Genomic DNA, 24,040 nt, shown 5'->3' on the forward strand with positions numbered 1-24,040 from the left:
CGACCATGGCGTCACAGCGCGCTGCGTGCGACGACCCATCGATGCACTTCGGTCGGGCCTTCGAAGATGCGCATCAGCCGCGCTTCGTTCGCCATCTGATGCAGCGGCAGCTCCTTCGTCATGCCCATCGCGCCGAGCGTCTGCATCGCATGATCGATGACGCTCCACGCCATCTCGGTCGCGAACACCTTGACCATCGAGATCTGCGTGCGCGCATCCTGTCCGGCATCGACTCGCGCGGCCGCTTCGTAGGTCATCAACCGGCACGCGTGGATCTGCGTCAGCGCGTCGGCGACCCACCACTGGATCGCCTGGCGTTCGGCGAGCGGCACGCCGAAGGTCTTACGCTGTTTCGCATGGTTGCACAGCAGCGCGACCGCGCGTTCGGCGCGGCCGATGCACCATGCGGCCATCTCCAGCCGCCGGTTCGAGAGGCGCGCCTGCATCGGCGCAAAACCGGCGCCTTCCTGGCCCAGCAGTTGTGAGGCAGGGATGCGGCAATTCTCCAGCACGATTTCGTAGGTCGACAGTCCGCCGATCATCGGAATGCGGCGTTCGATGACGAAACCCGGCGTATCGCGCTCCACGATGAACGCCGATATGCCGCCGCGCTTGCCCTTGTTCCGGTCAGTCAGTGCCATCACGATCGTCCAGTCGGCTTCGCGTGCATGGCTGATCCAGATTTTCCGGCCGTTCAGCACCCATGTGCCGCCGTCGCGGACGGCCGTCGTCGACAACGCGCCTGGATCCGAACCGGCGCCCGGCTCGGAAATCGCCATCGCGGAGCGCGTGACGCCGCGTGCGTACGGTTCCAGGTAGCGCGTGCGCTGCGCATCGTCGGCCGCGTCGCACAGCATTCGCAGGTTAGGTGAATCGGGCGGCAGGATGTACGGTGTCACGGTCGTGCCGATCGCTTCGTTCACGCCGACCATCGCGACGGCCGGCAGGTCCGAGCCCCCGGCATCGACGGGCGCGTCGAGTCCCCATAGACCGAGTTGCCGCGAGCGCGCGTCGAGCCGCGAGCGTTCGTCGGGCAGCAGCGTGAAGCGCTGGCCGTCAGCCTCGCGCGCCATCACGGCCGCTTCAAGTGGTATCAGCTCGTCCGTCACGAAGCGTGCGACGAGATCCTTGATCATCCGGTGGTCGAGATCGAGTTCGAAATTCATGAGTCTGTCGATGAAGGTGTGAAGGGAGGGCGCGCGCTCAGGCCGCGCGCGCCGGGGATGCCGACCGGGCCCGCAGCGTGCCGAGGAGCGCCACGCAGCCGGCCGCAAGCAGCGCGGCGTTGAAATAGAGGCCGCCGCGCATCGATCCGGTGGCGGTGTTCAACACGCCCATCAGGAACGGGCTCGCAAATCCGCCGATCGCGCCGGACATCGTGATCGCCGCGATCGCGACCGCCATCGAACGCTTCGGCAGCGCGAGCCCCGGCAGTACCCAGAACGCGGGCAGTGCCGCCGCGTGCGCGGCGACCGCGACGCAGAGCGCGATCGTCAGGTTCACGGCGCCGTCGACGCATGCCAGCACGACGAGCGCTGCCGCGCACGCGAGCATCGCGGTCGAGCCGTGTTCGCGCCATGCCTGCCGGCGTTCGGCGTACCAGCCCATCCCGAGCATGCCGACGAGGCCGCACAGGTAGGGCAGCGCGGACAGCAGGCCGATCTGCATCGCGCCGTGCAGGCCGCCGCGGTGCAGGATCACGGGCATCCAGAACACGAGCGCGTAGCCGGCCGCGGCGATCGCGAAATTGGCCGCGCACAGCAGCCAGAAGTCGCGGTGGGCGAGCAACGGTCGTGTCGGGGTCGCGCCGTTGTCGGCGCCGGCATCGGCAAGCGCGTGTGCATCGCGCAGCGCGGCCTTGTCGGCGTCCGACAGCCAGCGTGCGTCGTCCGGCCGATCGTCGAGAAACCGCAGCGCGACGAAGCCGAGCGCGCTGCTCGGCAACCCTTCGACGACGAACAGCCATTGCCAGCCGCTCAGGCCGGCGACGCCGTCGAAGTACGAGAGGATCGCGCCGGACACCGGGCCGGCGATCAGCCCCGCGAGATACAGCGCGGTCATGAAGAGCGCGAACGCCTTCGCGCGTTGCCTGGGCGGATACCACGCGCCGAGATAGAACAGGATGCCGGGGAAGAAGCCGGCCTCGAGCACGCCGAGCAGGAATCGGCACACGTAGAACTGCGCGGGTGTCGCGACGAACATCGTCGCGGCCGAGCCGAGCCCCCACAGCACCATGATTCGCGCGATCGTCCGGCGCGCGCCGATCCGCGCGAGCAGCGCATTGCTCGGAATCTCGAAGGCCATGTATCCGATGAAGAAGATGCCCGCGCCGAGCCCGTAGACGGCGTCGGAGAAGCGCAGCTCGGCGGCCATCTGCGCGTGCGCGAAGCCGATGTTGATCCGGTCGATGAACGATAGCGTGTAGCAGAGGATCAGGAACGGCAGGAGGCGCCGCGAGATCCGGCGATAGAGCGCTGGCATCGCGTCGTCGCGAACGCCGGCCGGGGTGGAGAGGGTCGGGGTCATGGGCACTCCGTCAGAAGCGGTGAGTGATGCCGAGCGCCAGCACCTGCTCGGTGCCGCCCGGTTGCGGTTGCACGCCGGCGACCACGGTGTTGCGTGCGTCGCCGCCGTTCTTCAGGTACAGATAACGGGCGTAGACGGAGGTGCGCTTCGACAGTGGGTGGTCGTAGCCGACGCCGAAGGCGGTCGCGTCGTTCGCCGAGCCCTTCACGTCGCGGCGTACTATCGACACCAGCACGCGGTCGAGCGCGCCGACGTTGATCGCCGCGCCGACGCTCGCCGTCGAGAACGCGGGCAGGCCGTGCGCCGTGCTGGCGCCGTAGAGGAATGCGCCGTACAGCTTGACCCGCGCGAACGCGTAATTGGTGCCGAACACGTAGTGGCGAGTGGTAGTCGGTTGAACGGCGGGAGCGAGGTTGCCGGTCGATACGTCGCCCTGAAAACCTGCGCCGACATAAAGGCCGCCGATCCGGTACTGGAGCCCCGCGCCGTAGTTGCGGCCGGCCTGCGTGGACAGCGCGTTTGGCGTCGGAAAGCCGTAGGTGGCCATCATGCGCAGGCCGTTCCAGTCCGGACTGAGATACGACGCCGCCTGGTTGAAGCGCGGAATCGGCGGCGTCGTGTTCGTCGTGATCGTGTCCGTGGACGTCGCGAGCAGCGCGAGCGGCGACATGCGCTCGTTCAGGCCGAACGGATCGCCGTCGTACACGATGTAGAACGCCGGTGTGTATTGCCGGCCGAGCCGCAGGTCACCATAGCGCGTGTCCTGCAGCGCCACGTACGCCTGCCGGTAGAACAGCGTGCCGCCCTGGAACGATCCGTCCGCCGGCGAGAAGCCGCTTTCCAGCACGAACTTCGTTGAGGTCCCGCCGCCGAGATCCTCGACGCCGGTCAGCCCGAGGCGGCTCGTCGATCCACCGCCGCCGCTCTGCCGGAAGCTCGACAGGCTGCCGATGCGATCGAACTCGACGTAGCTGTCGACGATTCCATACAGCGTGACCGACGACCCGTGCGCATGCGTCGTGCACAGAACGCATGTGCCGATCAGGAGTGCTTTCCGTTGCATGAATGTGTCTCCGTTCCATGTTTTTTATGTGTCGCGCCCGCGTTCGGGGCGGCGATCGGCGGCGATCGGCGGCGCGCGGCGGAAGGGGCCGCGCGCCGTCGGGCTCAGCGTCCCTTGAACACCGGCTTGCGTTTCTCGAGAAACGCGCGCGCGCCTTCCACTCGGTCTTCGCTCGCGTAGACGTCGGGGCCGACGTCGAGCCGCAGCGCCGCGGCAACCGGCAGGCCCCAACTGCGCGTTGCCGTCTCCTTGATGCGGCGGATCGTGAGCGGCGCGTTCGCGGCGATCGACTGCGCCAGTTCGCGCACGGTGTCGTCGAGCGCGGCGCCGGGGACGATGCGGTTCAGCAGCCCGATGCGCCGTGCTTCGTCCGCGTCGATGCGGCGGCCTGTGAACAGCAACTCCATTGCAACCGCGCGTGGCAGCATGCGCGGCAGCAGCACGCTCGCGAAGTTCGCGCCCATCCCGACGCGTGATTCGGGCAGCGCGAAATACGCGTGCTCGGCGGCGATCCGAAGGTCGCATGCAAGCGCGATTTCGAAGCCGCCGCCGATCGCGTAGCCGTTGATCGCGGCGATGGTCGGCTTGCGCAGTTCGAGGATCAGCTCGTGCACATTGCGTGCAAGCCCGCGCATCGGCCGCATGCCGCGGATCTCGGGATCGCCGAGATCGACGCCCGCGCTGAAAGCCCGGTCGCCCGCGCCGCGGATCACGATCGCGCGAACCGCGGGGTTGTCGTCGAGCGTGACGAGTTCGTCGCAGAGACGCCGGATCGTGTCGGCGGACAGCGCATTGGCGACATGCGGACGATGGATCGTCAGCCACGCGATGCCATTGTCGTCGGTGCGCAGGACCGACGGGGCGTCGTCGCCGGTCAGGGAGGAGAACGTGCGCGGCGCGGTCATGACGCGCTCCCGGTGGTGCCTGCGCGCTCGTCGTGGACGACGCCGGCCTGCCGCAGCGCATCGCGGCGGGCCGCGTCGAGGCCGAGCGTGTCGAGCACGGTATCGGTGTCGGCCGCGAATGGCCGCGGCGGCCGGCGGATCGAGCCGGGCGTGCGCGACAGCCTGGCCGGGATTCCCGCACCGGTATAGGTGTCTGTTTTGACGAGCATCCCGTTGCGGGCCGCCTGCGGATGGCCGAACCCGTCCGCGATGGTGTTGACGGGCCCCGTCGCGACGCCGGCGCGCATCAGCCGCTCGACGACATCGTCGGCGAGCCGCTCGCCGGTCAATTGCCCGATCAGCGTATCGAGCGCATCGCGGTGCGCGACACGCTGCGCGTTTGTCGCGAAGCGCGGATCGCGCGCGAGCTCGGGCACGCCGAGCGCGTCGACCATCTTCGCGAACGTGCGGTTGTTGCCCGCGCCCGTTGCCACCGGCTTGTCCTTGCACGGATAGACGCCGTAAGGCGCGATTGCGGCATAGACGTTCCCCGTCGCGACGGGCACGTCGCCGGTCGCCATCCAGCTCGTGCTGAGCGGATGCAGCATCGACAGCGCGGTGCTGAACAGGTCGATGTCGACGTGCTGCCCGAGGCCGGAGCGCGTGCGCTCCACCAGCGCGAGCAGGATGCTCGACACCGCATTCAGCCCGGCTGCGTGATCGACGACTGGAAACGGCACCTTCAGCGGCATGCCGCCCGGTTCTCCGTTGATCGACATGAAACCGGCGAGCCCTTGCGCGACGGCGTCGTAGCCCGGAAACCGCGCGAGCGGGCCGTCGGTGCCGTAGCCGGAGATCGAGCAGTGGACGAGGCGCGGAAACCGTTCGCGCAGGCAGTCGTCGTAACCGATGCCCCAGCGTTCAAGCGTCCCCTGCTTGAAGTTGTCGACCAGCACGTCGGCCGTCTCGAGCAGGCGGAACAGCACGTCGCGTCCGTCGGGATGCGACAGGTCGAGCGCGAGGTTACGCTTGTTGCGGTTGAGCCCCCAGTAGTAGCTGGAGATGCCGCCCGGCATCGCGGGGCCCCAGTCGCGGGTTTCGTCGCCTTGCGGTGGTTCGATCTTGATGACGTCCGCACCGTGGTCGGCGAGCGTCTGCGCGCAGAACGGGCCCGCATAGACGCGGCTCAGGTCCACCACGCGCAGGCCCGCGAGCGCGCCTTCGTTGTTGATGATCATGACGATGTTTCCTTCGATGGTCGGTGATGTCGGCGTTCGCCGGCCGAGTGCCGAGTGACGCTCCGCGGGTTCAGTCGCGTGCGGCGAACAGCGCCGCGACTGCCGCGCGGTGGTCGGGTGTCGCGTGTGCGAATGCCTGGTATGACGCGGACAGGTCGAGCAGCGTGTCGAGGCTCGCGTGCCGGCCTTCGCGCAGCAGTCGCTTGGTCAGGCGCAGCGCGGTGCCCGGATGGCGCGCGATGCGCCCGGCGAGCGCGTGCGCGTGCGCAAGCAGTTCGCCGTCGGGGACGACGCGCGACACCAGCCCGCGACGCAGCGCCGTTTGAGCATCGACCGGGTCGCCCGTGAACGACATCTCGGCCGCGAAGGCCGCGCCGACGATCTGCGGCAGGAACCACGCACCACCGTCGCCCGGCACGAGGCCGAGCGTGATGAAGCTTTCCGCGAAGCGCGCGCCGTCGGCGGCGATGCGGATGTCGCACATGCACGCGAGGTCGGTACCGGCGCCAATGGCCGGCCCGTTGATTGCCGCGATGGCCGGTACTTCGAGTTGCTGGAACGCATGCGCGAGGCGCTGGATGCCGCGGCGATAGCTGGTCCGGATCGCCGCGAGGTCGTGCAGGTCCGACTCGGCGAGCGCGCGCATCGCCTTCACGTTGCCGCCCGACGAGAACACGGCGCCGGCCCCCGTCAGGACCAGCACGCGAATCGATTCGTCGCGGTTCGCTTCGTCGCAGCAGGCGACCAGTGCATCGATCGCATCGTTGTCCGAAATGGCGTTGCGCGTTTCGGGACGGTTCATCGTGACGGTCAGGATCGCTCCCTGCCGTTCACGGATCAGAAAGGCTGACATGGTGTCTCCGTTTGTTTTCTACCGCGGGACTTCACGCCGCGGGCCGAAGCCTAGTATCGTCACGACGGTCGGCGGCGGGAAATCCTGTTCCACATATGTGGAAGGGCCCGCCGCGACTGGTGCGGAGAGGGCGGGATGAGTGGAAACGTGGTCAAGAGCGCGGCGCGCGTGTTCGAGGTGCTGGAGCTGTTCAGCGAGTTGCAGCGGCCACTGAGCGTGCGTGAGATCGCCACGCGCTGCCGCTATCCCGGCTCCAGCGCGGCGGCGTTGCTGACCAGCATGAAGATGCTCGGCTACCTGGCGTACGACGAGCGGACGCACGCGTATGCGCCGACGGCGCGCCTCGTCAATCTCGGCGAGGCACTCGTCGATTCGGCGGCGGGCAGCCGCCGGTACTGGCACACGGTAGCGAAACGGCTGGCGGCCGGCACGCAGGAGGCCGTCGTGATCGCGGTGCAGAGCGACCTGTACGTGCAGTACATCGACGCCGTCGCGGGTGCCCACAGGATTCCCATCCAGTTCTATGCGCCGATCGGCACGCGACGCGAGATCTGCATGTCGGGGCTCGGCTGGGCGTTGCTGAGTCTTCAGCCGGACAGCACGATTCGCCGGCTCGTGTCGCGCAGCATCCGGCGGCTCGGGAAGTCGGGCAGGACGATCGACGAGGACGTCGTGCTGGACAAGGTCGAGGAGACGCGTCGGCTCGGCTATTCGTATTCGGCGCACACGGTAACGCAGGGTGCGGCGATGATCTCGATGGTGATCGCCGACGGCTGGAACCGCATGCCGCTTGCGATCGGCGTCGCCGGGCCGGTCGAGCGGATCGACGAACATCGCGACGCGATCGTGCTCGCAATGCGCGGCGCGCTCGCCGAGCGCATGGATGAGGCGGGCGGCTAGTCGTTTGGCGGCGTGTCCGCATGCGACGGCGTCTGCCGGCATCGGGCGGATGATGCCGGGTTTTCCTCCGTGCCGACGCACACTGCGCATCTCGTCCGGCTCGCCGTCGGCGGCGCGAACTGCGCGCACGTTCGCATAGAATCGGAGCGTTGTTTCGCTCCTGTCCGGTTGTATTCCAGCGAGGTTGCCATGTCATTGAACGCGCCGCTTTCCGGCGTCCATATCGTCGAATTCGAAGGTCTCGGCCCCGGCCCGCTCGCGGGCTGGATGCTCGCCGGAATGGGCGCGCGCATCACGCTGATCGCGCGTCCGGCCGGCCGCACGAGTGCGCCGGACGCGTTGCAGGGCCGCGACGGCGACCTGCTGCGCGAAGGCAAGACGGTCGTCGAGCTCGATCTGAAAGCATCGGACGGCCGCGATGCGGCGCTCGCGCTGATCGCGCAGGCCGATGCGCTGATCGAGGGGCTGCGACCGGGCGTGATGGAGCGTCTCGGCCTCGGGCCGGACGCTTGTGCCCGCCACAATCCGAAGCTCGTATACGGACGGATGACGGGCTGGGGCCAGGACGGGCCGCTCGCGACGGCCGCCGGGCACGACCTGAACTACGTCGCGCTGACGGGGCTGCTGTCGCTGTCCGCGCCCCGTGACGGCCGGCCGGGCGTGCCGCCGACCGTCGTCGGCGATGCGGGCGGCGCGCTCGGGCTCGCGTTCGGGATCGTCTGCGCGCTGTTCGACGTGCGCGGCGGCGGCCCGGGGCGCGTGGTGGACGGCGCGATCGTCGACATCGTGTCGATGCTCGGCTCGCTCGCGCTGTGGGCGCGTGCGAACGGGCAGCTCGACGGCGTGCAGCCGAGCCTCTTCCACGACGCGCCGTTCTACGACGTATATCGCTGCGCGGACGGCGAATGCGTGACGATCGGCGCGCTCGAGCCGCCGTTCTATGCGCTGCTGGTCGAGCGGCTCGGGCTGGCTGACGTCGATCCGGCGTCGCAGTACGACCGCGCGCGCTGGCCGGCGCTGAAGGTGCGTTTCGCCGAGGTATTCGCGCAGCAGCCGTCCGCGCACTGGCGCGCGCTGCTCGAAGGCAGCGACGCATGCTTTGCGCCGGTGCTGAGCGTGGCCGAAGCGGTGGCGCACCCGCACAATGCGGCGCGCGGGATTTATCGCATCGACGGGGACGGCAATGTCCGGGCGCGCGTGGCGCCGCGATTTTTGCCGCTGAGGGGCGACGAAGCTTAGGCGCATTCCGAAGTCGGATGTGTCTCCGGAGCATGTGCGCCAGGCTTATCTCGAATCGGCGGCGCGCGGACGCGCGCCCAAGCCCGAGCATGCCGTCGATGGACAAGATGACGGATGTCGGCCGAATCGCGATATAAAGACAGAGAAAGTAATTCTCACTATTGATAGTGATTTCGAATTCGTCTGATTGTTTTTCCTTTCTCGGCTACGCACATTATGTGCTGAGCAATCCTTATTCAATTGTCGAGAAAGGAAATTCGGATGAAGAACGAGCAGAGCGAGCCGACTCATCTTTTCGCCACTATCGGCGCGCTCACCGAGCGCGGCGGTCGTGTGACCCAAGCGACCAGCGGTCTGGCCGTCGCCGGCCTTGCTGTTGCCCGTGTTGGCGATGTCGTGACATACGATGATGGCAGTGAGGCCGTCATTACCGATGGTGCGGGCAATTATGCAGTCTGCCGTGACAAGCCATTTGCACTTGTCGGTAGCCGGTTGAGTAACGGCGATCGTATCGTCGAAACGCTTCAGCTGTTGTGGGGCATTCATGTCCTCGCGGGCGAGACAGTCGACGGATTGTTCGATCCGGCTTACGTGCCTCCGCCTGCGCCGTCACGCTACCGGCTCGCAGTGCGAGGAGCAACGACTGCGCGAGGTGGCGTACTGCGAAATGTTACCGGAGCATGGGATATCGGTATCCGGCTTGGCAACGCTGGTGTCGTTGGCAACCAGGTCCACTATGCAGATGGTTCGACCGCGCGAATCGTCAGCGGCCTCACGCTGGTGGATAACCGGGATTTCGAACCGCTGGCCTTCGTTGGAAGCGAACTCGATAACGGCGACACCATTACGGATAGCCCGGAACGCGAGGGTCTCGCATCCGCCTGTACCTTCACGCCGGTGAAGCGTTCGACCATGGCACGCCAAGGCGATGCCGCATGATCCGTTTTTTTCTTGCGAAGGGTGATCGGGGTGGTAGCGCGACGATCACGGAAGGATTGGAACACGTTACGTGTTCCAATCCTCCACCGCGGGTGCATATCGCAACGCTCTACATGAAAACCTATTGCGAGGCCTGTAAGCAGGAAGGGTTTATTGCGCCGCAAGGTCCGAGGTGGCCTGGTACCGGTCCGAACGGCAAACCATGGGCGCTGAGCGGCGACATCAATATCTGTGGTTGTAATCCGCCACCCGTTTTTTATGCGGAGCGCGGCATGAGCATGTCATTTACGGCCATGGAAGCGGCAACGCTCGTTGCGCCGTACGCTGACACGCGTGGTCCCGCCAATGTAGGTGTAGATGAGGATCTCGAGCGCTACTTCGAAATCTGTGATGCGGTGACCGGTTCTCCGGTCGAGGGCATGATATATACGCTGTCAAGCGACGAGCAATTTCTCGTCCACGGCGCGGCACTAAGAGGAGGGAAGACTCGCGCGTTTTCGTTGAAGGAGCATCCGAATCTCGTCTTCGTGACATGGCGTGACGGAGATGTGCGATGAGTCGCGCGATCGATCGAGACATGCGATTGCTTGCCGCAATCGCCTATGGGGAGGCGTCCACGGCGAATGACTCGGAGGAAATCGGCGGGATTGCGTTTGCCGTTGCAAATCGATGCCGCGCGTGGGGGAGAAAGACGGTCTCCGAACTACGTACAGCAGATCCAAATTATTCGTATGCGTGGGACGGCTCCAACGCGAGATTCAACAAACTGATGCGCACCCCCGACAGTGAAATTGCATTGAACCCGGCGATGGCGCTTGCCGTTGACTGGGCCAGAAAAGCATTACTCGATGAGCGCCCCGATCCGTCAAACGGGGCATTCTGGTGGGATGGCCTGGACTTCAAAACCAATTACGGCAATCATCCCAAGGTTCGTGACGGGTTCAAATGGGGCTCGCAATCGGACAACATTTTCGGCGTGCCGGAGAAGCGGCGTGAGGTCATCGTTCGTTGGAGAATCCGTCATAAGAGCACCGGCAAAATCGTTGATGGTGGTGAACGAGGGCGCTACGACTCGGTATGGGTGTCGACGGCCGCGCACGGTAGCACGGTGTTTTGGCAGCACAATCCTGACTACCTGAAAGCGAGCGGGGGAAAGGCATACCGATGAAATCTGCAGTAATGTTGGCGGCAATCCTGACAGCCTTCGCAAGCAGCGCCCGTGGCTCGACCACCTACAGCAGCTATGACGAGTTTTATGCGGGGCAATCGAGCGCGGCCTTTGGCGACCCAATCAAGCACGACGAAAGCGCTCTATATTCCTACCGCGGCGGCGACGTTTACGGGGATTTCGGCGTCGAGTTGGGCGGGAAGACGGTACACGTCGAAGTAGCGGGGAACCGCCTGACGATTGGCGGCAGAATCTATCGCTTTTCGAAAGCGACGACTTTCCCGGGTGAGCATCCGATTGAAATTTACCCTGGCAGCGCCCGCGTGTTTTTTGCCGAGCGAACGGCCCATCAGCCGTCCGCGCTGTGCGTGGAAGGAGACGGCAGCGGGTCAGGTGAAGCCAGTCGCCACCGGCAAATTTATCTGCTGATCGATCCGCTTGCGCCGAAAGGAGACGCGACGTTTCTTCATTTGCCCAGCCTGCTTTCGTCCTGTCGGGCCGTATTGATGACACAGGACGGCAAGCTTGCATTTCCGAAGAACAGCTATCTGCTGGATGGCGCGCAGGAGTCTCGTATTGGTCTTTTAATATCGTACTACGTGTTTGAAAAGAGACGTTTTGTCCCCGCGCAGAACGATATTCGACTTCGATTCGCGCGTCCCGACGTTCCTTTTCAATTTTCGGTTCAGGGCGCGGAATAGTCTTCCGGGACAACCCGGCGGCAAACCGGATTCACGCCGTTTCCTCCGGCGAATCCGGCATCTTGCCGTCGCCGACGCGGTTGATCGTGCCTTGCGCGATCGCGACGAGCCGCTCGTGATCGCCGTCGATGACGAACACATGACACTGGCAGGTCGCCTGATGCCGCCCCGCGTAGACAACCTTCGCGCGCGCGACGAGCGTGCCGTTCACGGCCGGCCGCAGGTAGTTGATCTTGTATTCGGCGGTGATCACGCGCGGGCCGAGCACGAGCGCGCCGGCGAACGTCAGCGCGTTGTCGGCCAGATAGCCGATCACGCCGCCGTGCACGAAGCCGTGCTGCTGGCGCAGTTCGTCCCGCACGGGCAGGCACAGCGACACCTCGTTGTCGCCGATATGCATCAGCTCCGTGCGCAGCAGCATGCTGAACGGTTGCGCGCGCAATGCGCCGCGCGCGTGGTCCGTGATGTCCGTCATCGACTTCCTCGCAATCCATGTCCGCTTGCGCTGAACTCTAGGAAGGGGGCTGCGGATAAGCAAGGAAATTCGTCCACGTTTCTTGCAATTACCGGCGCGATGCGCCGCGATTATTGCGTCGAGCGCGCGAGTCATGCTCGTTTGCCGGCGATTCGACGGGAATGACGGGGATCGCCGGGCCGGGAGCCTAAAGTCCGACGAAGAAATGCCGCTAATGCCGGGGCATTGCTCCATCGTCGGCTCTCCAGGAATCTCCCCCCATGTTCGGAAAAATCAAGCTCGCGTCGGGTCTGCTCGGCGTGTTGACCGTGTTTTGCCTCTTTCTCGTCGCCATCGAGGCGCTCGGCTTCTGGGCGCTCGCGTCGACGCGCAGCGGCGTCGACGACCTGTCGAACGTCGCGATCGCGCAGGTCGGCGCGGCCAGTCAGGCGACCGAGCGGCTGCTCGACGCGCGCGTGAACCTGTCGCGTGCCGGCACGCGGATGGTGCGCGGCGGCCCGAAACCCGACGACATCATCCGCCATGCGAGCGCTTCGCTCGCGGAAGCGGACAAGGCGTTCGCCGCGCTGACGGCCGCGCAGGCCGTCGACGCAACGAACCGTGCGCACGTCGCGGCGCTCGCCGAGCGCTATCGCGCGCTGCGCGGCGCGCTGGGCGAACTCGTGCAGTTCCTCGACGCCGACAACATCCAGGCGTTCCTCGACCAGCCGACGCAACGCTTCCAGGACGCGTATCTCGCCGAACTGCACCGCTTCGTCGACTACGGCGGCGCGTCGAGCCGCGCCGCGCTCGACACGATCGACAGCGGGATGCAGTGGTTCAAGTGGGTCGGCATCGTGTTGCTGGTGGCGATGCTCGCGGCCAGCGCGGCCATTTACGCGGCTGCGCGGCGCGCGGTGGTTGCGCCGCTGGACGAAGCCGGCCGCCATTTCGAGCGGATCGCGCAGGGCCGGCTCGACGAAGCCGTGCGGGCGGCGGGCGTGTTCGAGATCGACCGGATGCTGCGCGGCCTCGCCGCGATGCAGGCGAGCATCGCGGACACCGTGCGCACCGTGCGTCAAGCGTCCGACGCGATCCACCTCGGCGCGGGCGAGATCGCCGGCGGCAACGCGGACCTGTCCGCGCGCACGGGCACGCAGGCCGCGTCGCTTGAGGAAACCGCCGCGAGCATGGAGGAACTAACCGCGACCGTCCGCCAGAACACCGACAGCGCGCGTGCGGCCAGCGCACTGGCCGACGCGGCGCTCGACGCGACGCGCCACGGCGGCGGCGTGGTCGACAGCGTGATCGACCGGATGCGCGGCATCGCGAAGAGCTCCGGGCGGATCGCGGAGATCATTTCGGTGATCGACGGCATCGCGTTCCAGACCAACATCCTCGCGCTGAACGCGGCGGTCGAGGCCGCCCGTGCCGGCGAGCAGGGCCGCGGCTTCGCGGTGGTCGCGGGCGAAGTGCGCTCGCTCGCGCAGCGCAGCGCGCAATCGGCGAAGGAGATCAAGGCGCTGATCGAGGAGTCGGTCGCGCAGATCGACGGCGGCTCGGAACTCGTCGAGCGTGCCGGCGACGCGATGCGGACGGTATCGGCGTCGATCACGCGCGTCGCGCAGACGATGTCGGAGATCACGGCCGCGTCGGTCGAGCAGAGCGTCGGCATCGAGCAGGTGAACCAGGCCGTCACTCAGATGGACCAGTTGACGCAGCAAAACGCGGCACTGGTGGAGGAAGTCGCGGCGGCGGCCGCGTCGCTGAACGAGCAGACCGCGCACCTGATGCAGGCGGTGTCGGTGTTCGAGCTGGGCGACGCACGCGCGACTCGCGGGGTTCGCGAGGTTCGCGACGAGCGCGCGCCGTCGTATGCCGACGACGGTTACGAAGCGGCGGGCAGCGCCGCGTAAGCGGTCGCGAGGTGGTAGGGCGTCGTCGACGGCATGTCGGCGCGCGACACCTGCCCGTCGGCCGTCTTGCACTCGAACCAGCCGCGCGGGTGCAGGAAGCGCGCGGCGAAGCGCTCGATCTGCTGCGCGAGCGGCGCGGAGGCCGGCGTACCGCCGTGCGTCGCGAGCGCGCGCAGGTATTCGGTCTGCGCCCAGATTCGCTGCGTACCGTCGATGCACGCGCCTTGCGCGTCGACGGCCGCGCACACGGCGCCCGTCTGCGGATCGATGCCGTGCTGCTCGGCGAACGCGAACGCGCGCGCGAGTGCGTCGGGAAGCCCGGTCTGTGCGAGCCGAGCACCGGCCGCATCGACCAGATAGAACCATTCGAACTGGTGGCCGGGCTCGAAGCGGTTGCCGGGCGCCCCGAGCGGCAGCTCGGCGACGCAGCCGGTGGCGGGATCAACGAACGTGCGGTCGACGGCCTGCGCGGTGCGTGCGAGCGCATCGTTGAACGCCGCGTCGCCAAACGCATCGGCGGCCGCGAGCCATGCTTCGGTCAGGTGCATCAGCGGGTTCTGCAGCGCGCCGCCGCCCGATGACGAGAAATCGGCGTGGCGCGCGGCGTCGAGCAGCGCGTCACCGGGCTGCGGCGCGAAGCGGTCCTGGATCAAGGCGGCGGTGTCCTCTGCGACCGTGCGCGCCGCGGCGTCGCCCGACGCCGCATGCCATGCGGCGCATGCGAACACGACGAATGCGTGCGTGTAGAGGTCCTTGGTCGTGTCGAGCGGCGCGCCTTGCGCGTCGACGCTGTAGAACCAGCCGCCGTGACGCGGGTCGCGGAAGCGGCTGCACAGCGAGTCGAACAGCGTGGCCGCGTGCGCGGTGTTGCCGGCCTGCGCGAACACGAACAGTTGCCGCGCACATGCCATTGCGCGATAACGGGTGGCGGGCAGCGGCGCATGGGTGGCCGGATCGACGGCCTCGAACGGCAGCCGCAACGTGTGGTCGAACCCTGAACCCTGCCAGATCGGCAAGATGACGTGCGCAAAATGGTCGCGCAATCGGGCGGTCTGAGCGGAAGCGGAATCGGGAACGGACATGGCGGGATCGAGCGCTTGGATCGAATCGAGTCGGCGCGGCCCGGAGCGGCGCGGCCGGGCCCAAGGATAAACCATTCCGCGCGGCCGCCCCCAAAAAAGGAGATAAATCGGATGCTCGGCAACCTGGAACTCGTGATGCGGCTGGTTCTCGCGGCGGCGCTTGGCAGCGTCATCGGCTTCGAGCGTGAGCGCCTTTCGTGGGCGGCCGGCCTGCGCACGCACATGCTCGTCTGTGTCGGCTCGACGCTCATCATGATCGTGTCGGCGTTCGGTTTCGCCGACGTGCTCGGCACCAGCGACCACATCGTGCTCGACCCGTCGCGGATCGCCGCGCAGGTGGTGTCGGGCATCGGTTTCCTCGGCGCGGGCTCGATTCTGCTGCGCGGCGAGATCGTGCGCGGGCTGACGACGGCCGCGAGCCTGTGGTCGGTCGCCGCGATCGGCCTGGCGGTGGGCGGCGGCCTGTACGTCGCGTCGATCTCCGCGACGATCATCATCCTGATCATCCTGGCCGGCATCAAGCCGCTCGAGCGGCGCTACTTCACGGTGCGGCAGCGCCGCCAGTTCACGGTGACGGTCGTAAGCGGCGCGCTGACGTTCGATTCGCTGCACGCGGCGCTCGGCCCCGACAGCGCGCGCGTGAAGCAATTCATCGTGCAGCGCGCCGACGACACCGGCGAGCACGACGAGGTGCGCATCGCGCTCGGCCGCGTGTCGGATCTCGAATACCGCGCGATCTGCGACAAGCTGCGCGCGCTGTCGTGCGTGACGCGATTCGACGAAGGCAACGGGTTGTCGGGCGACGAATAGACGGCATCCGATCGGCCGGATCGGCGATCGGTCATGCGACAATGGCCGTCGCTGATTCCGTTCGACCTCCGATTCCGCGTTCGCGGGCTTGTAATCCGACTCCATGACCGAATCCGTTTCCCTGCCTCGCTCCCGTTCCCGCTCCGACCGCTCGTCGGCCCGTTCGCGCCCGCGCTCCGTCGCGGCCGCGGCAGACACCGCCGCCAAGGCCACCGCGCGGTCCGGTCACGCGGCGGGCGGCGATGCGCCGCGGGACGATCGCACGCTCGACCTGTTCGGCGATCCGGTGCTCGAGCCGGCGGCGCGTGCGCCAGTCGTCGCGCGCGATGACGCGATGGCGGATGCCGACACGGACGCTGCTGCGGCCGGCGAGGACGCCGGTCGTCAGGCGATGCTGGACGGATTTGCCGCGCACGGTCACGCTGCGGATGCGGACGGCGACGCTGTCGATGTGGTGGAGCAGGCTGCCGATGTCGTGACGACGGCAGCGTCTGTGGCGACGCGTGGAAACGGTGATGTGGCTGGTGCTGATGGTGGTGCTGGTGCCGACGCCAACGCCGCGCGCGCGGCCGATGCCGACGCAACGAAGCGCGCCGATGCGTGGCATGCCGATGGCGTTGCGATGGCCGCGGCCGGTGAGCCGGTAACCGGCGACGGCCAGGTGAAGAAAGGTAGTGTGCCCAAAGCCGACGACGCGGCCGGGACGAACGCGGATCGTGCGACGGCGAATGCCGCGGCGGTGGACGGTGCGCTCGACGCGGTGCTCGGCGACCGTCCCGTTAAAGCGGACGGCGAGGCGGAAGGTGTCGCTGCGCCGGTCACGCACGATGAAGCAGCGCGGACGCCCGGCGAGATCACGAAGGGGCGCCGCGCATCCTCCGGCGGCAGGCGACGTGCGGCCGCTGGTAGACGCGACCCGGCCGCGGTGGCCTCCGCGCGGGAAGCGGCCACTGACGGCGCCGGGCCGGAATCGACGCCCGCGCACGGCACGCCATCTGCTGAACCGCAGACGACGGCCGAACCGGCCGAGCCCGCAATTGCCGCTGTGACCGCGATTGCCGCGAGCCCCCGCGACGCCGCGCGAGCGACCGCAGCGCCGGCCTCGCCGGTCGTGCAGCCGGTGGCTTCCGCCGCATCGTTCGTGACGAAGCCGTCGGCGGATCGCGCGCAACCGGGTGCGTCGGACTTCGATCCCGACATCCATCTGCGCCCGCTGTCGGACCGGCTTGCCACGCTGCAGGCCGAGACCGCCGGCTTGAAGCAGGCTGCCGATCGCGAGATGCGTCGTGTCAACCGGCTGCTGCTAGCGCTGGCGGTCGTCGTGCTCGCCGGGCTGGTCGCACTGGTGCTGCAAACGCGGCAGATCGCGCACCTGAAGCAGGATCTGGAAGTCCGGCAACAGCGGATCGACCGGCTGGCTGCCGATTTGTCGACGCAGCAGGCCACGCTGATGACACTCGCGGAACACCACGAAGCCATGCTGTCGCAGGTCGACCGGCTTCAGCGCAACGCAAACCGTGAGGCGGCGGCCGCGAAGCGTGTGCGTCGAACGCACTAAATCTTCCGACCCTACCTGCAACCCTTGGCGCCACGGGCCGGACAGGGGAGCGCGTGGCTCGAGTGCGGCAAACTGATGCGGTGAGCTGGCGGAGTTCAGGGAAAACCCTTAGAATGGAGTCAATCTAAGGGAAAACCCTAGATCTATCTCAGGAGTCTCACATGAGCTTCATTCTTGCCCTACTGCAAAAGATCGACGATCTGTTCGTCTCTCCGCACCTGCCGCTTGACGCGGAATACTCGTACGCTGCGCGTAGCGCCGAAGCCGATCGCATGCGTCGTGCGAACTTCGCGCCGATCGTCGTGTACCGTCGCTGATTCGCTGATTCGCTGATTCGCTGATTCGCCGATCCGGCGCGGCGCTCGCCGCCATTGCCTGCCCGTTTTTCACCGCCGCATCGCGCGCCGGTGCGACCGTCCCGCTACACTGGAAGTTCGACTTCCTTCGCGACACCCGGGCCATGCTGCAGATGCGGCCGATGACGGCCGGCGAATTCCACGCATACCGCACGCGCGCCATCGGCGGCTACGCGCGCGATCTCGTGTCCTCCGGGCAGAACGCGAGCGACGAAGCGGCGGGCCGCGCCCGCGCCTGCTTCGATACGCTGCTGCCCGACGGCCTGCTCACCTCCGGCCAGACACTCGTCCAGCTGATCGACGCCGCCACCGGCGACACGGTCGGCGACCTCTGGTACGCGATCGTGCCCGAAGGGCCGAACCGCACGCTGTTCATCTATGACCTCGACATCGTCCCGTCCCGGCGCCGCCAGGGCTGGGCCACGCGCACGCTCGATGCACTCGAGGCCGAGGCACGCCGTCACGGCGTCACCGAAATCGGGCTGTCGGTGTTCAATCACAACACGGCCGCACGAGCGCTCTATCGGGCGTGCGGTTTCGCGCCGATCACGACGACGCTGATCAAGCCGGTCGTCCCGGGCTAGCCGCGAAGATTCGAGTATCGGCGCTCACTGTTTGCAGTTCGACATGTTTTCACATGGGAGCGCGCGCGGGTCGCGAGGCACTCTAGAGGGCCCGTCAGGCCGATTTAACACATTGAACACGGTGTGCGTCATTCCGTGCCGCGACTGAAATCCAGCGTTGTCCTTTTATGATGGGTGGCCGATAAGTAGGCGCACTCAAATCGTCAATAAACGAGGATAACGAACGCTGGAGAACAGGTATGCTGCCGAACGCGGTATTCCGACCGTACCCGCTTGCGCACGCGCTTCCATTTCGCTCCGATTCGATGGGCGTTTTTTGGTCATGACGGGGAATACAACGGGCGTCTATCTTGCAGTTTCCGGCCGTCCCGATAATCGCGGCAGTTTCGATTATTCGAGCGCTCGCCACCAGATGGAAAATGTTGGCCCTATACCATCAGGTCGATACTGGATTCAGCCTTCCCAAATGTGGAAGAATCGCTGGTACAACCTTGCTTCGCGCGCGGCCTGGGGGGATTATCGACTGACTATCCACGTCATGCCCGGGACCCGGACGTTCGGGCGCGGTGGATTTTTTATCCACGGGGCACGCATGCCGGCTCCGCCGGATGCATCAATCTCCATTCGGGAATGGAAAATTTCGTTCGCGAGATCGAAGCCGCAACAAAGGGCATGCCCGAGTGTTATGTTCCACTGACGGTTCAATACTGACATGCGAAAACGCCTGTTGCGCATAGTGATCGGTGTGGCACTGCTGATGTCAATTCTGTTCGTTGCGGCGTTCAACGCGATCAATCTGAACGAGGCATACGGCGACGGTCCACCCTACTACTCCCGCACGACCAATATGGATAAATGGACGAGCCCGCTTCCGTTTCTCGGTGTCATCGACGGAGCGATGCTGGTCGCGATCGGTGCGTATTGCTTGTGGATCCGTCGAAGCCGATAAAACCTCCAAACAGCGGGCGGACTGCCGTTCCGCCCGTGTTCGCGCCTCCTCTCGTCACCTTGCCCGTCCTTTCCACCTCCGCAGCAGCAACGCGTTCGTCACGACGCTGACGCTGGAGAACGCCATCGCCGCCCCCGCGATCACCGGGTTCAGCCAGCCGAGCGCCGCGAGCGGCACGCCGATCAGGTTGTAGACGAACGCCCAGAACAGGTTCTGCTGGATCTTCCGGTACGTCCGCTTCGAGATGTCGATCGCATCGGCGACGAGCGCCGGATCACCGCGCATCAGCGTGATGCCGGCCGTATGCATCGCGACGTCGGTGCCGGTCGCCATCGCGATGCCGACGTCGGCCGCGGCGAGCGCGGGCGCGTCGTTGATCCCGTCGCCGACCATTGCGACGACGCCGCCGTGGGTGCGCTTCAGTTCGGCCACCACGCGCGCCTTGTCGTCGGGTAGCACCTGCGCATGCACTTCGCCGATCCCGAGCGCTGCCGCGACGGCCGCCGCGCTGCCGCGGTTGTCGCCCGTCACGAGCACGCTCGCGACGCCGCGCGCCGACAGTGCGGCGATCGCGTCGCGCGCGCCGGGCTTCACGGTGTCGCCGAACGCGATCAGCGCGAGCAACGCGCGCGGCGCATCGGCGCGCATCAGCCACGAAATCGTGTTGCCCGCGTGTTCAAGCTCCGCGGCACGCGCGTCGAGTTCCGGCGGCACGTCGATGCCGAGTTCATCGCGCCAGCGGGTGCTGCCGAGCGCGAGAAGCTGCCCGTCGACGTGCGCTTGAACGCCGCGTCCGGCCACCGCGCGCGCATCGGCCGCGACGATATCGGCCGAGCCTGCGGCGACGCCGCGGGCCACGACGTCCGCTTCGTGCGCGGCGACCACGGCGCGCGCGAGCGGATGGTCGCTTTGCCGCTGGACCGCGGCCGCGAGAGCGAGCGCTTGCTCACGTGGGACGCCGACGGCGTCGAACGCCGTCACGGACGGCTTGCCTTCGGTCAGCGTGCCGGTCTTGTCGAACGCGATCACGGTCGTGCGCTGCGCGAGTTCGAGCGCCTGCGCGTCCTTGATCAGCACGCCGTGGCGCGCCGCGACGCCGGTGCCGGCCATGATCGCCGCGGGCGTCGCGAGGCCGAGCGCGCACGGGCACGCGATGACGAGCACCGCGACCGCGTTGAGGATCGCCGTTTCGGTGCCGGCGCCGGCGATCAGCCAGCCGATCAGCGTCAGCACGGCGATGCCGAGGATTGCCGGCACGAACACTTCGCTCACGCGATCGACGAGCCGCTGGATCGGCGCCTTTTCCGCCTGCGCGGATTCGACGAGGCGGATGATGCGCGCGAGCGTCGTCTCCGCGCCGATCGCGGTGGTTGCGACGACGAGTGCGCCTTCACCGTTGATCGAGCCGGCCGTGACCGGATCGCCGTCGTCCTTCGGCACCGGCAGGCTTTCTCCGGTGATCAGCGATTCGTCGACGTGCGAGCGGCCCGACACGATCCGCCCGTCGACGGGCACGCGCTCGCCGGGACGAATGCTGACGGTCGTGCCGACGCGCACCTGCGCGAGCGGCACGTCGCGTTCGACGCCGTGCTCGACGACGCGCGCGCGGTCGGGACGCAGCGCGTTCAGCGCGCGGATCGCCTCGGTCGTCTGGCGTTTCGCGCGGGCTTCGAGCCATTTGCCGAAGCGCACCAGCGTGACAATGACGGCCGATGCCTCGAAATACAGGTGGCCCGGGTCGACGGGGTCGCGCACCAGCATCCACAGGCTCAGGCCGAACGCGGCCGATGTGCCGAGCGCGACGAGCAGGTCCATGTTGCCGGTGCGCGCCTTCACCGCGTGCCAGGCGGCGCGGTAGAAGCGCGCGCCGAAGCCGAACTGGACGATCGACGCGAGCACGAGTTGCAGCCAGCCGGGCAGCATCGCGTCGATGCCGAACGGCGCGACGAGCATCGGCACGATGAGCGGTGCGCTCAGCACGGCCGAGCCGATCACCAGATTGCGTTCGCGGATCGCTTCGCGGCGCTTGCGGGCCTCGGGGGCTTGCGCCGCGTCGCCGGCGGGAACTTCAGCTGCGGCGCCGGTGCCGGCGTTCGACGCGGCGGCGAGCGATGCGCGGTAGCCGGCCGTCGTGACCGCCGCAATCAGCGCGGCGGCGTCGAGCGCGCCGGCGCCATGCACCGATGCGCGTTCGGTCGCGAGATTGACCGATGCGCGCGCGACGCCCGGCACCGCGGCCAGTGCTTTTTCGACGCGGCCGGCGCAGGATGCGCACGTCATGCCGCCGATGTCGAATTCGAGATCGCGGGAAGCGGCCGGCGGCGGCGTCGCTGCGACCGCTGTCGCGCCGTAGCCGGCTTGCTGCACGGCTTCGGCCAGTCGCGACGCGGAAACGTCCGGGGCCGCGTCGATGGTCGCGCGTTCGGTCGCGAGGTTGACCGACGCACGCGTGACGCCCGGCACCTTCGCCAGCGCCTTTTCGACGCGTGACACGCACGACGCGCAGGTCATGCCGTCGATCTCGAGTTCGATCGTGGCCGCGGGCGCGGGCGGTGCCGCCGGCGCGGCATGCAGCGCTTCGACACGGGGCGCGGGCTCCGCCTGCGCGGCAGCGACGGCTTCGAACGCCGCTTCGCGCACGGTCGCGCGATAGCCCGCCGCGCCGACCGCATCGACGAGCTGCGCGGGCTCGACCGTATCCTGCGCGGTGACCGTCGCCGCCTGCGCGTCGAGATCGACCGCGGCCTCGACGACGCCCGGCACGGCGGCGAGTGCCCGCTCCACGCGGCCCGTGCAGCCGCCGCAATGCATGCCGTCGATAGTCAGTTCGATCGTTTGCAAGCCCGCGGACGCGAGTGATTCAGTCATGTCGGATTCCCCAAAAGCGCGGTTCGTGCCGCGAATGACCCCAGTATCAACATTCCCATGATGGGAAGGTCAAGGGGGCGACGATGCAACGCACGGACGTGTGTACCGGCCCGGGGCCGCCGATCCGTCACCCTTATATGCCGGAGCCCGGGCGGCCAATGCATTGCGTCCGGACGGCCTTGCCTTCCGCCGCCTGGGGACTGTCGACGCGGCAACTACCGCTCCGCCCGTTATTCGGCATATTGGGGGATGCCCTTAGGCGCTATGATACCGGCCTGACATCAGCGCCCGCCTAGCGAAGCGGCGACCGGGCAGGCTGGGGTGCCTTGCTTTCGCCGTTCGTGGGTCGAACAAGGCGTTGACTGACAAGAACGATATTCGGCCAGTACACAATGATTGAAAACCTACGAGAATCAATTTCGCTGCGGCGCGCGGCAGGCGCGTCGCTGGTCCTGGCGGCGCTGCTGGCGGGCTGCGCGTCGCAACCGGATGCGATCCAGCGGAAAACCGGCTGGATGCGCGCCGAAGTAGCCGATTCCTATATATATGCGTATCCGCTCGTGCTGATGGACGTCGCGAAGGAAGCCGCGACAGGCGGCGACGGCGCGCAGCCGGGCCAGGCGCCGCTCAACACGCTGCGTCACGCGCAGGCGCTGCCGCCCGTCGGCGCGCTCAACCCGCCGCTGCCGGGCGTCGACACGCTGGACTCGACCGGCTGGCTCGACGTCGGCGCCGAGCCGGTGATCGTCACGCTGCCCGATACCCGCGGCCGCTACTGGGATGCCCGCGCGCTCGACATGTGGACGAACGTGCTGTGGTCGTCGTCGAGTGTCGCGGCGCGGGGCGCGCGCGGCGCCGCGCGATCGCAAACGATTGCCTTTGCCGCGAAGGAGTGGCAGGGCACGCTGCCGAAGGGCGCATTGCGTGTCGACGTGCCGTCGGCCAACGCATGGCTCGAAGTGCGGCTGCAGACGAGCGGCGGGCGCGATCTCACGAACGTGAAGAAACTGCAGCGGGCGATCCGCGTGGTGCCGCTGTCCGTCTATACGGGCAGCGCGCGCGGCGCGTCGGTCGCGGTCCATGCGGGCAGCGCGCCGTCGGAAGCGGCGAGCGGCGGCACGCCGGCCGAGCAGGTCGCCGCGCTCGACCCGAAGGCGTTCTTCACGCGTTTCGCGCAGGTGCTGCAGGACAACCCGGCACCCGCCGACGACGCGCACGCGCAGGAACTCCTGAACGACATCGGCGTGTCGGCCGGCTACCCGGTGCTGTGGACGGGCGATCGCCTGAGCGCCGCGACGGCCGGCGTCGCCGAAGCGCGCGCGCGGCTCGCGGCGCCGCCGCCGAACCTGCTGAACGCGAACGGCTGGAGCTGGATCGGCGACGCGGCCGGCAAGTACGGCCAGGACTACGCGCTGCGCGCATACGCGGCCTACACGCAGTTCGGCACCGCGACGCGCGACGACGAGACGCTCGCGCTCGTGCGCGTCGACAGCGATGGTCATCCGCTGAACGGCGCGAACCGCTACGTGCTGCACTTCGCGCCGGGCGCGCTACCGCCGGTGCGCGGATTCTGGACGCTGACACCGTACTCCACCAACGGCGCGCTGCCCGACGTCGGCTCGGCGCGCCGCTCGCTCGGCGACCGCGACCGGCTGCGCCGCAATCACGACGGCTCGATCGACGTGGTCGTGTCGGCGTCGTCGGGCGGCGCGCATGCGGCGAACTGGCTGCCGGCGCCGCGCACCGATTTCGCGCTCGCGTTGCGCCTCTACGCACCGAAGCCGCAAGCGACCGATGGCTCGTGGATGCCGCCCGCCGTGGTCCGGAAATGAACGGATAGGCGCCGCCGCTGTCCGATGCGCGGGCGCGGCGCTCGCGCCCGAACGCCGTTCCGTCGCCTCCTGAGCCTATACTTTCGGGATTGCGTGTACGGCCGTGCCGGTTTTCCGGTG

The 24,040-nt window shown here is 67.5% G+C and carries 22 protein-coding genes; 13 read left to right on the forward strand and 9 right to left on the reverse strand.

Annotation, left to right across the window (positions count from 1 at the left end; all coding sequences use genetic code 11):
- Positions 1 to 11 precede the first annotated feature (11 nt).
- The 6 genes from FFI87_RS17535 to FFI87_RS17560 all read right to left on the reverse strand — a co-directional run bounded on the left by FFI87_RS17535 (position 12) and on the right by FFI87_RS17560 (position 6,564).
- A complete protein-coding gene (locus tag FFI87_RS17535) occupies positions 12 to 1,166 on the reverse strand; it encodes an acyl-CoA dehydrogenase family protein (protein WP_138849686.1) in 1,155 nt (384 codons plus the stop codon).
- Positions 1,167 to 1,203: 37 nt separating this feature from the next.
- On the reverse strand, positions 1,204 to 2,526 hold the full coding sequence (locus tag FFI87_RS17540; RefSeq protein WP_138849685.1) for an MFS transporter: 1,323 nt from the start codon (positions 2,524 to 2,526) through the stop codon (positions 1,204 to 1,206).
- Positions 2,527 to 2,536: 10 nt separating this feature from the next.
- Positions 2,537 to 3,589, reverse strand: a complete 1,053-nt coding sequence (locus FFI87_RS17545) for a porin (RefSeq protein ID WP_138849684.1) — start codon at positions 3,587 to 3,589, stop codon at positions 2,537 to 2,539.
- Between the two features lie 104 nt (positions 3,590 to 3,693).
- The gene (locus FFI87_RS17550; RefSeq protein WP_138849683.1) at positions 3,694 to 4,494 is read right to left on the reverse strand and encodes an enoyl-CoA hydratase/isomerase family protein; all 801 of its coding nucleotides are present in this window, start codon (positions 4,492 to 4,494) and stop codon (positions 3,694 to 3,696) included.
- The gene (locus tag FFI87_RS17555; RefSeq protein WP_138849682.1) at positions 4,491 to 5,711 is read right to left on the reverse strand and encodes a CaiB/BaiF CoA transferase family protein; all 1,221 of its coding nucleotides are present in this window, start codon (positions 5,709 to 5,711) and stop codon (positions 4,491 to 4,493) included. Before FFI87_RS17555 ends, FFI87_RS17550 begins: the two co-directional genes overlap by 4 nt.
- Before the next feature lie 70 nt (positions 5,712 to 5,781).
- Entirely contained in the window at positions 5,782 to 6,564 is a 783-nt protein-coding gene (locus FFI87_RS17560) for a crotonase/enoyl-CoA hydratase family protein (RefSeq protein WP_138849681.1), read from the reverse strand.
- A 135-nt stretch (positions 6,565 to 6,699) separates the two neighbouring features.
- Between FFI87_RS17560 and FFI87_RS17565 the strand changes: the two genes are divergently transcribed.
- The 6 genes from FFI87_RS17565 (at position 6,700) to FFI87_RS17590 (ending at position 11,511) form a co-directional block, all read left to right on the forward strand.
- On the forward strand, positions 6,700 to 7,464 hold the full coding sequence (locus tag FFI87_RS17565; protein ID WP_138849680.1) for an IclR family transcriptional regulator: 765 nt from the start codon (positions 6,700 to 6,702) through the stop codon (positions 7,462 to 7,464).
- A gap of 189 nt (positions 7,465 to 7,653) precedes the next feature.
- Positions 7,654 to 8,703 carry a CaiB/BaiF CoA transferase family protein gene (locus FFI87_RS17570; protein ID WP_138849679.1) on the forward strand — a complete coding sequence of 350 codons (1,050 nt, stop codon included), beginning with the start codon at positions 7,654 to 7,656 and terminating at the stop codon, positions 8,701 to 8,703.
- 261 nt (positions 8,704 to 8,964) lie between these two features.
- Positions 8,965 to 9,642, forward strand: coding sequence for a PAAR domain-containing protein (locus tag FFI87_RS17575; protein ID WP_138849678.1), 678 nt, complete (start codon positions 8,965 to 8,967; stop codon positions 9,640 to 9,642).
- Positions 9,639 to 10,199, forward strand: a complete 561-nt coding sequence (locus FFI87_RS17580; protein ID WP_138849677.1) for a PAAR domain-containing protein — start codon at positions 9,639 to 9,641, stop codon at positions 10,197 to 10,199. The genes FFI87_RS17575 and FFI87_RS17580 overlap by 4 nt, the downstream gene beginning before the upstream one ends.
- The gene (locus FFI87_RS17585) at positions 10,196 to 10,810 is read left to right on the forward strand and encodes a hypothetical protein (RefSeq protein WP_105788173.1); all 615 of its coding nucleotides are present in this window, start codon (positions 10,196 to 10,198) and stop codon (positions 10,808 to 10,810) included. The genes FFI87_RS17580 and FFI87_RS17585 overlap by 4 nt, the downstream gene beginning before the upstream one ends.
- Positions 10,807 to 11,511: a hypothetical protein gene (locus FFI87_RS17590; RefSeq protein WP_138849676.1), complete on the forward strand. Its 705-nt coding sequence runs from the start codon at positions 10,807 to 10,809 to the stop codon at positions 11,509 to 11,511. Before FFI87_RS17585 ends, FFI87_RS17590 begins: the two co-directional genes overlap by 4 nt.
- A gap of 31 nt (positions 11,512 to 11,542) precedes the next feature.
- On the opposite strand, the gene FFI87_RS17595 is transcribed toward FFI87_RS17590, so the two are convergent.
- A complete protein-coding gene (locus tag FFI87_RS17595) occupies positions 11,543 to 11,986 on the reverse strand; it encodes a PaaI family thioesterase (protein WP_006757720.1) in 444 nt (147 codons plus the stop codon).
- A gap of 260 nt (positions 11,987 to 12,246) precedes the next feature.
- On the opposite strand from FFI87_RS17595, the gene FFI87_RS17600 reads away from it, so the two are divergent.
- Positions 12,247 to 13,881 carry a methyl-accepting chemotaxis protein gene (locus FFI87_RS17600; RefSeq protein WP_138849675.1) on the forward strand — a complete coding sequence of 545 codons (1,635 nt, stop codon included), beginning with the start codon at positions 12,247 to 12,249 and terminating at the stop codon, positions 13,879 to 13,881.
- Here FFI87_RS17600 and FFI87_RS17605 read toward each other — a convergent pair.
- Positions 13,854 to 14,963 carry an AGE family epimerase/isomerase gene (locus FFI87_RS17605; protein ID WP_138849674.1) on the reverse strand — a complete coding sequence of 370 codons (1,110 nt, stop codon included), beginning with the start codon at positions 14,961 to 14,963 and terminating at the stop codon, positions 13,854 to 13,856. The two genes, FFI87_RS17600 and FFI87_RS17605, sit on opposite strands and share 28 nt — an antisense overlap.
- Positions 14,964 to 15,074: 111 nt before the next feature.
- Here FFI87_RS17605 and FFI87_RS17610 point away from each other — a divergent pair, with 111 nt between their 5' ends.
- The 5 genes from FFI87_RS17610 (at position 15,075) to FFI87_RS17630 (ending at position 19,220) form a co-directional block, all read left to right on the forward strand.
- A complete protein-coding gene (locus tag FFI87_RS17610; protein WP_126226210.1) occupies positions 15,075 to 15,773 on the forward strand; it encodes an MgtC/SapB family protein in 699 nt (232 codons plus the stop codon).
- A gap of 103 nt (positions 15,774 to 15,876) precedes the next feature.
- Complete coding sequence (locus tag FFI87_RS17615; RefSeq protein ID WP_138849673.1) at positions 15,877 to 17,331, forward strand: flagellar hook-length control protein FliK; 1,455 nt, start codon at positions 15,877 to 15,879, stop codon at positions 17,329 to 17,331.
- A gap of 161 nt (positions 17,332 to 17,492) precedes the next feature.
- Positions 17,493 to 17,648, forward strand: a complete 156-nt coding sequence (locus FFI87_RS34505) for a hypothetical protein (RefSeq protein WP_006761860.1) — start codon at positions 17,493 to 17,495, stop codon at positions 17,646 to 17,648.
- A 143-nt stretch (positions 17,649 to 17,791) separates the two neighbouring features.
- Positions 17,792 to 18,271, forward strand: coding sequence for a GNAT family N-acetyltransferase (locus tag FFI87_RS17620; protein ID WP_138849672.1), 480 nt, complete (start codon positions 17,792 to 17,794; stop codon positions 18,269 to 18,271).
- Between the two features lie 712 nt (positions 18,272 to 18,983).
- Positions 18,984 to 19,220: a hypothetical protein gene (locus FFI87_RS17630; protein ID WP_012367038.1), complete on the forward strand. Its 237-nt coding sequence runs from the start codon at positions 18,984 to 18,986 to the stop codon at positions 19,218 to 19,220.
- 54 nt (positions 19,221 to 19,274) lie between these two features.
- Here FFI87_RS17630 and FFI87_RS17635 read toward each other — a convergent pair whose 3' ends face one another.
- The gene (locus tag FFI87_RS17635) at positions 19,275 to 22,088 is read right to left on the reverse strand and encodes a heavy metal translocating P-type ATPase (RefSeq protein ID WP_138849671.1); all 2,814 of its coding nucleotides are present in this window, start codon (positions 22,086 to 22,088) and stop codon (positions 19,275 to 19,277) included.
- Between the two features lie 392 nt (positions 22,089 to 22,480).
- Between FFI87_RS17635 and FFI87_RS17640 the strand changes: the two genes are divergently transcribed.
- Positions 22,481 to 23,920, forward strand: a complete 1,440-nt coding sequence (locus FFI87_RS17640; protein ID WP_138849670.1) for a DUF1254 domain-containing protein — start codon at positions 22,481 to 22,483, stop codon at positions 23,918 to 23,920.
- Positions 23,921 to 24,040 lie beyond the last annotated feature (120 nt).

This window comes from Burkholderia sp. KBS0801 (genome assembly GCF_005937855.2).
GTDB classification, from domain to species: domain Bacteria; phylum Pseudomonadota; class Gammaproteobacteria; order Burkholderiales; family Burkholderiaceae; genus Burkholderia; species Burkholderia ambifaria.

Coding starts and splice junctions, on each gene's coding strand:
- FFI87_RS17570 (WP_138849679.1), top strand. CDS start 7,654: ATGTCATTGAACGCGCCGCTTTCCGGCGTCCATATCGTCGAATTCGAA.
- FFI87_RS17575 (WP_138849678.1), top strand. CDS start 8,965: ATGAAGAACGAGCAGAGCGAGCCGACTCATCTTTTCGCCACTATCGGC.
- FFI87_RS17560 (WP_138849681.1), bottom strand. CDS start 6,564: ATGTCAGCCTTTCTGATCCGTGAACGGCAGGGAGCGATCCTGACCGTC.
- FFI87_RS17535 (WP_138849686.1), bottom strand. CDS start 1,166: ATGAATTTCGAACTCGATCTCGACCACCGGATGATCAAGGATCTCGTC.
- FFI87_RS17540 (WP_138849685.1), bottom strand. CDS start 2,526: ATGACCCCGACCCTCTCCACCCCGGCCGGCGTTCGCGACGACGCGATG.
- FFI87_RS17610 (WP_126226210.1), top strand. CDS start 15,075: ATGCTCGGCAACCTGGAACTCGTGATGCGGCTGGTTCTCGCGGCGGCG.
- FFI87_RS17585 (WP_105788173.1), top strand. CDS start 10,196: ATGAGTCGCGCGATCGATCGAGACATGCGATTGCTTGCCGCAATCGCC.
- FFI87_RS17595 (WP_006757720.1), bottom strand. CDS start 11,986: ATGACGGACATCACGGACCACGCGCGCGGCGCATTGCGCGCGCAACCG.
- FFI87_RS17550 (WP_138849683.1), bottom strand. CDS start 4,494: ATGACCGCGCCGCGCACGTTCTCCTCCCTGACCGGCGACGACGCCCCG.
- FFI87_RS17555 (WP_138849682.1), bottom strand. CDS start 5,711: ATGATCATCAACAACGAAGGCGCGCTCGCGGGCCTGCGCGTGGTGGAC.
- FFI87_RS17640 (WP_138849670.1), top strand. CDS start 22,481: ATGATTGAAAACCTACGAGAATCAATTTCGCTGCGGCGCGCGGCAGGC.
- FFI87_RS17545 (WP_138849684.1), bottom strand. CDS start 3,589: ATGCAACGGAAAGCACTCCTGATCGGCACATGCGTTCTGTGCACGACG.
- FFI87_RS17600 (WP_138849675.1), top strand. CDS start 12,247: ATGTTCGGAAAAATCAAGCTCGCGTCGGGTCTGCTCGGCGTGTTGACC.
- FFI87_RS17620 (WP_138849672.1), top strand. CDS start 17,792: ATGCTGCAGATGCGGCCGATGACGGCCGGCGAATTCCACGCATACCGC.
- FFI87_RS17630 (WP_012367038.1), top strand. CDS start 18,984: ATGCGAAAACGCCTGTTGCGCATAGTGATCGGTGTGGCACTGCTGATG.
- FFI87_RS17635 (WP_138849671.1), bottom strand. CDS start 22,088: ATGACTGAATCACTCGCGTCCGCGGGCTTGCAAACGATCGAACTGACT.
- FFI87_RS17590 (WP_138849676.1), top strand. CDS start 10,807: ATGAAATCTGCAGTAATGTTGGCGGCAATCCTGACAGCCTTCGCAAGC.
- FFI87_RS17580 (WP_138849677.1), top strand. CDS start 9,639: ATGATCCGTTTTTTTCTTGCGAAGGGTGATCGGGGTGGTAGCGCGACG.
- FFI87_RS34505 (WP_006761860.1), top strand. CDS start 17,493: ATGAGCTTCATTCTTGCCCTACTGCAAAAGATCGACGATCTGTTCGTC.
- FFI87_RS17615 (WP_138849673.1), top strand. CDS start 15,877: ATGACCGAATCCGTTTCCCTGCCTCGCTCCCGTTCCCGCTCCGACCGC.
- FFI87_RS17605 (WP_138849674.1), bottom strand. CDS start 14,963: ATGTCCGTTCCCGATTCCGCTTCCGCTCAGACCGCCCGATTGCGCGAC.
- FFI87_RS17565 (WP_138849680.1), top strand. CDS start 6,700: ATGAGTGGAAACGTGGTCAAGAGCGCGGCGCGCGTGTTCGAGGTGCTG.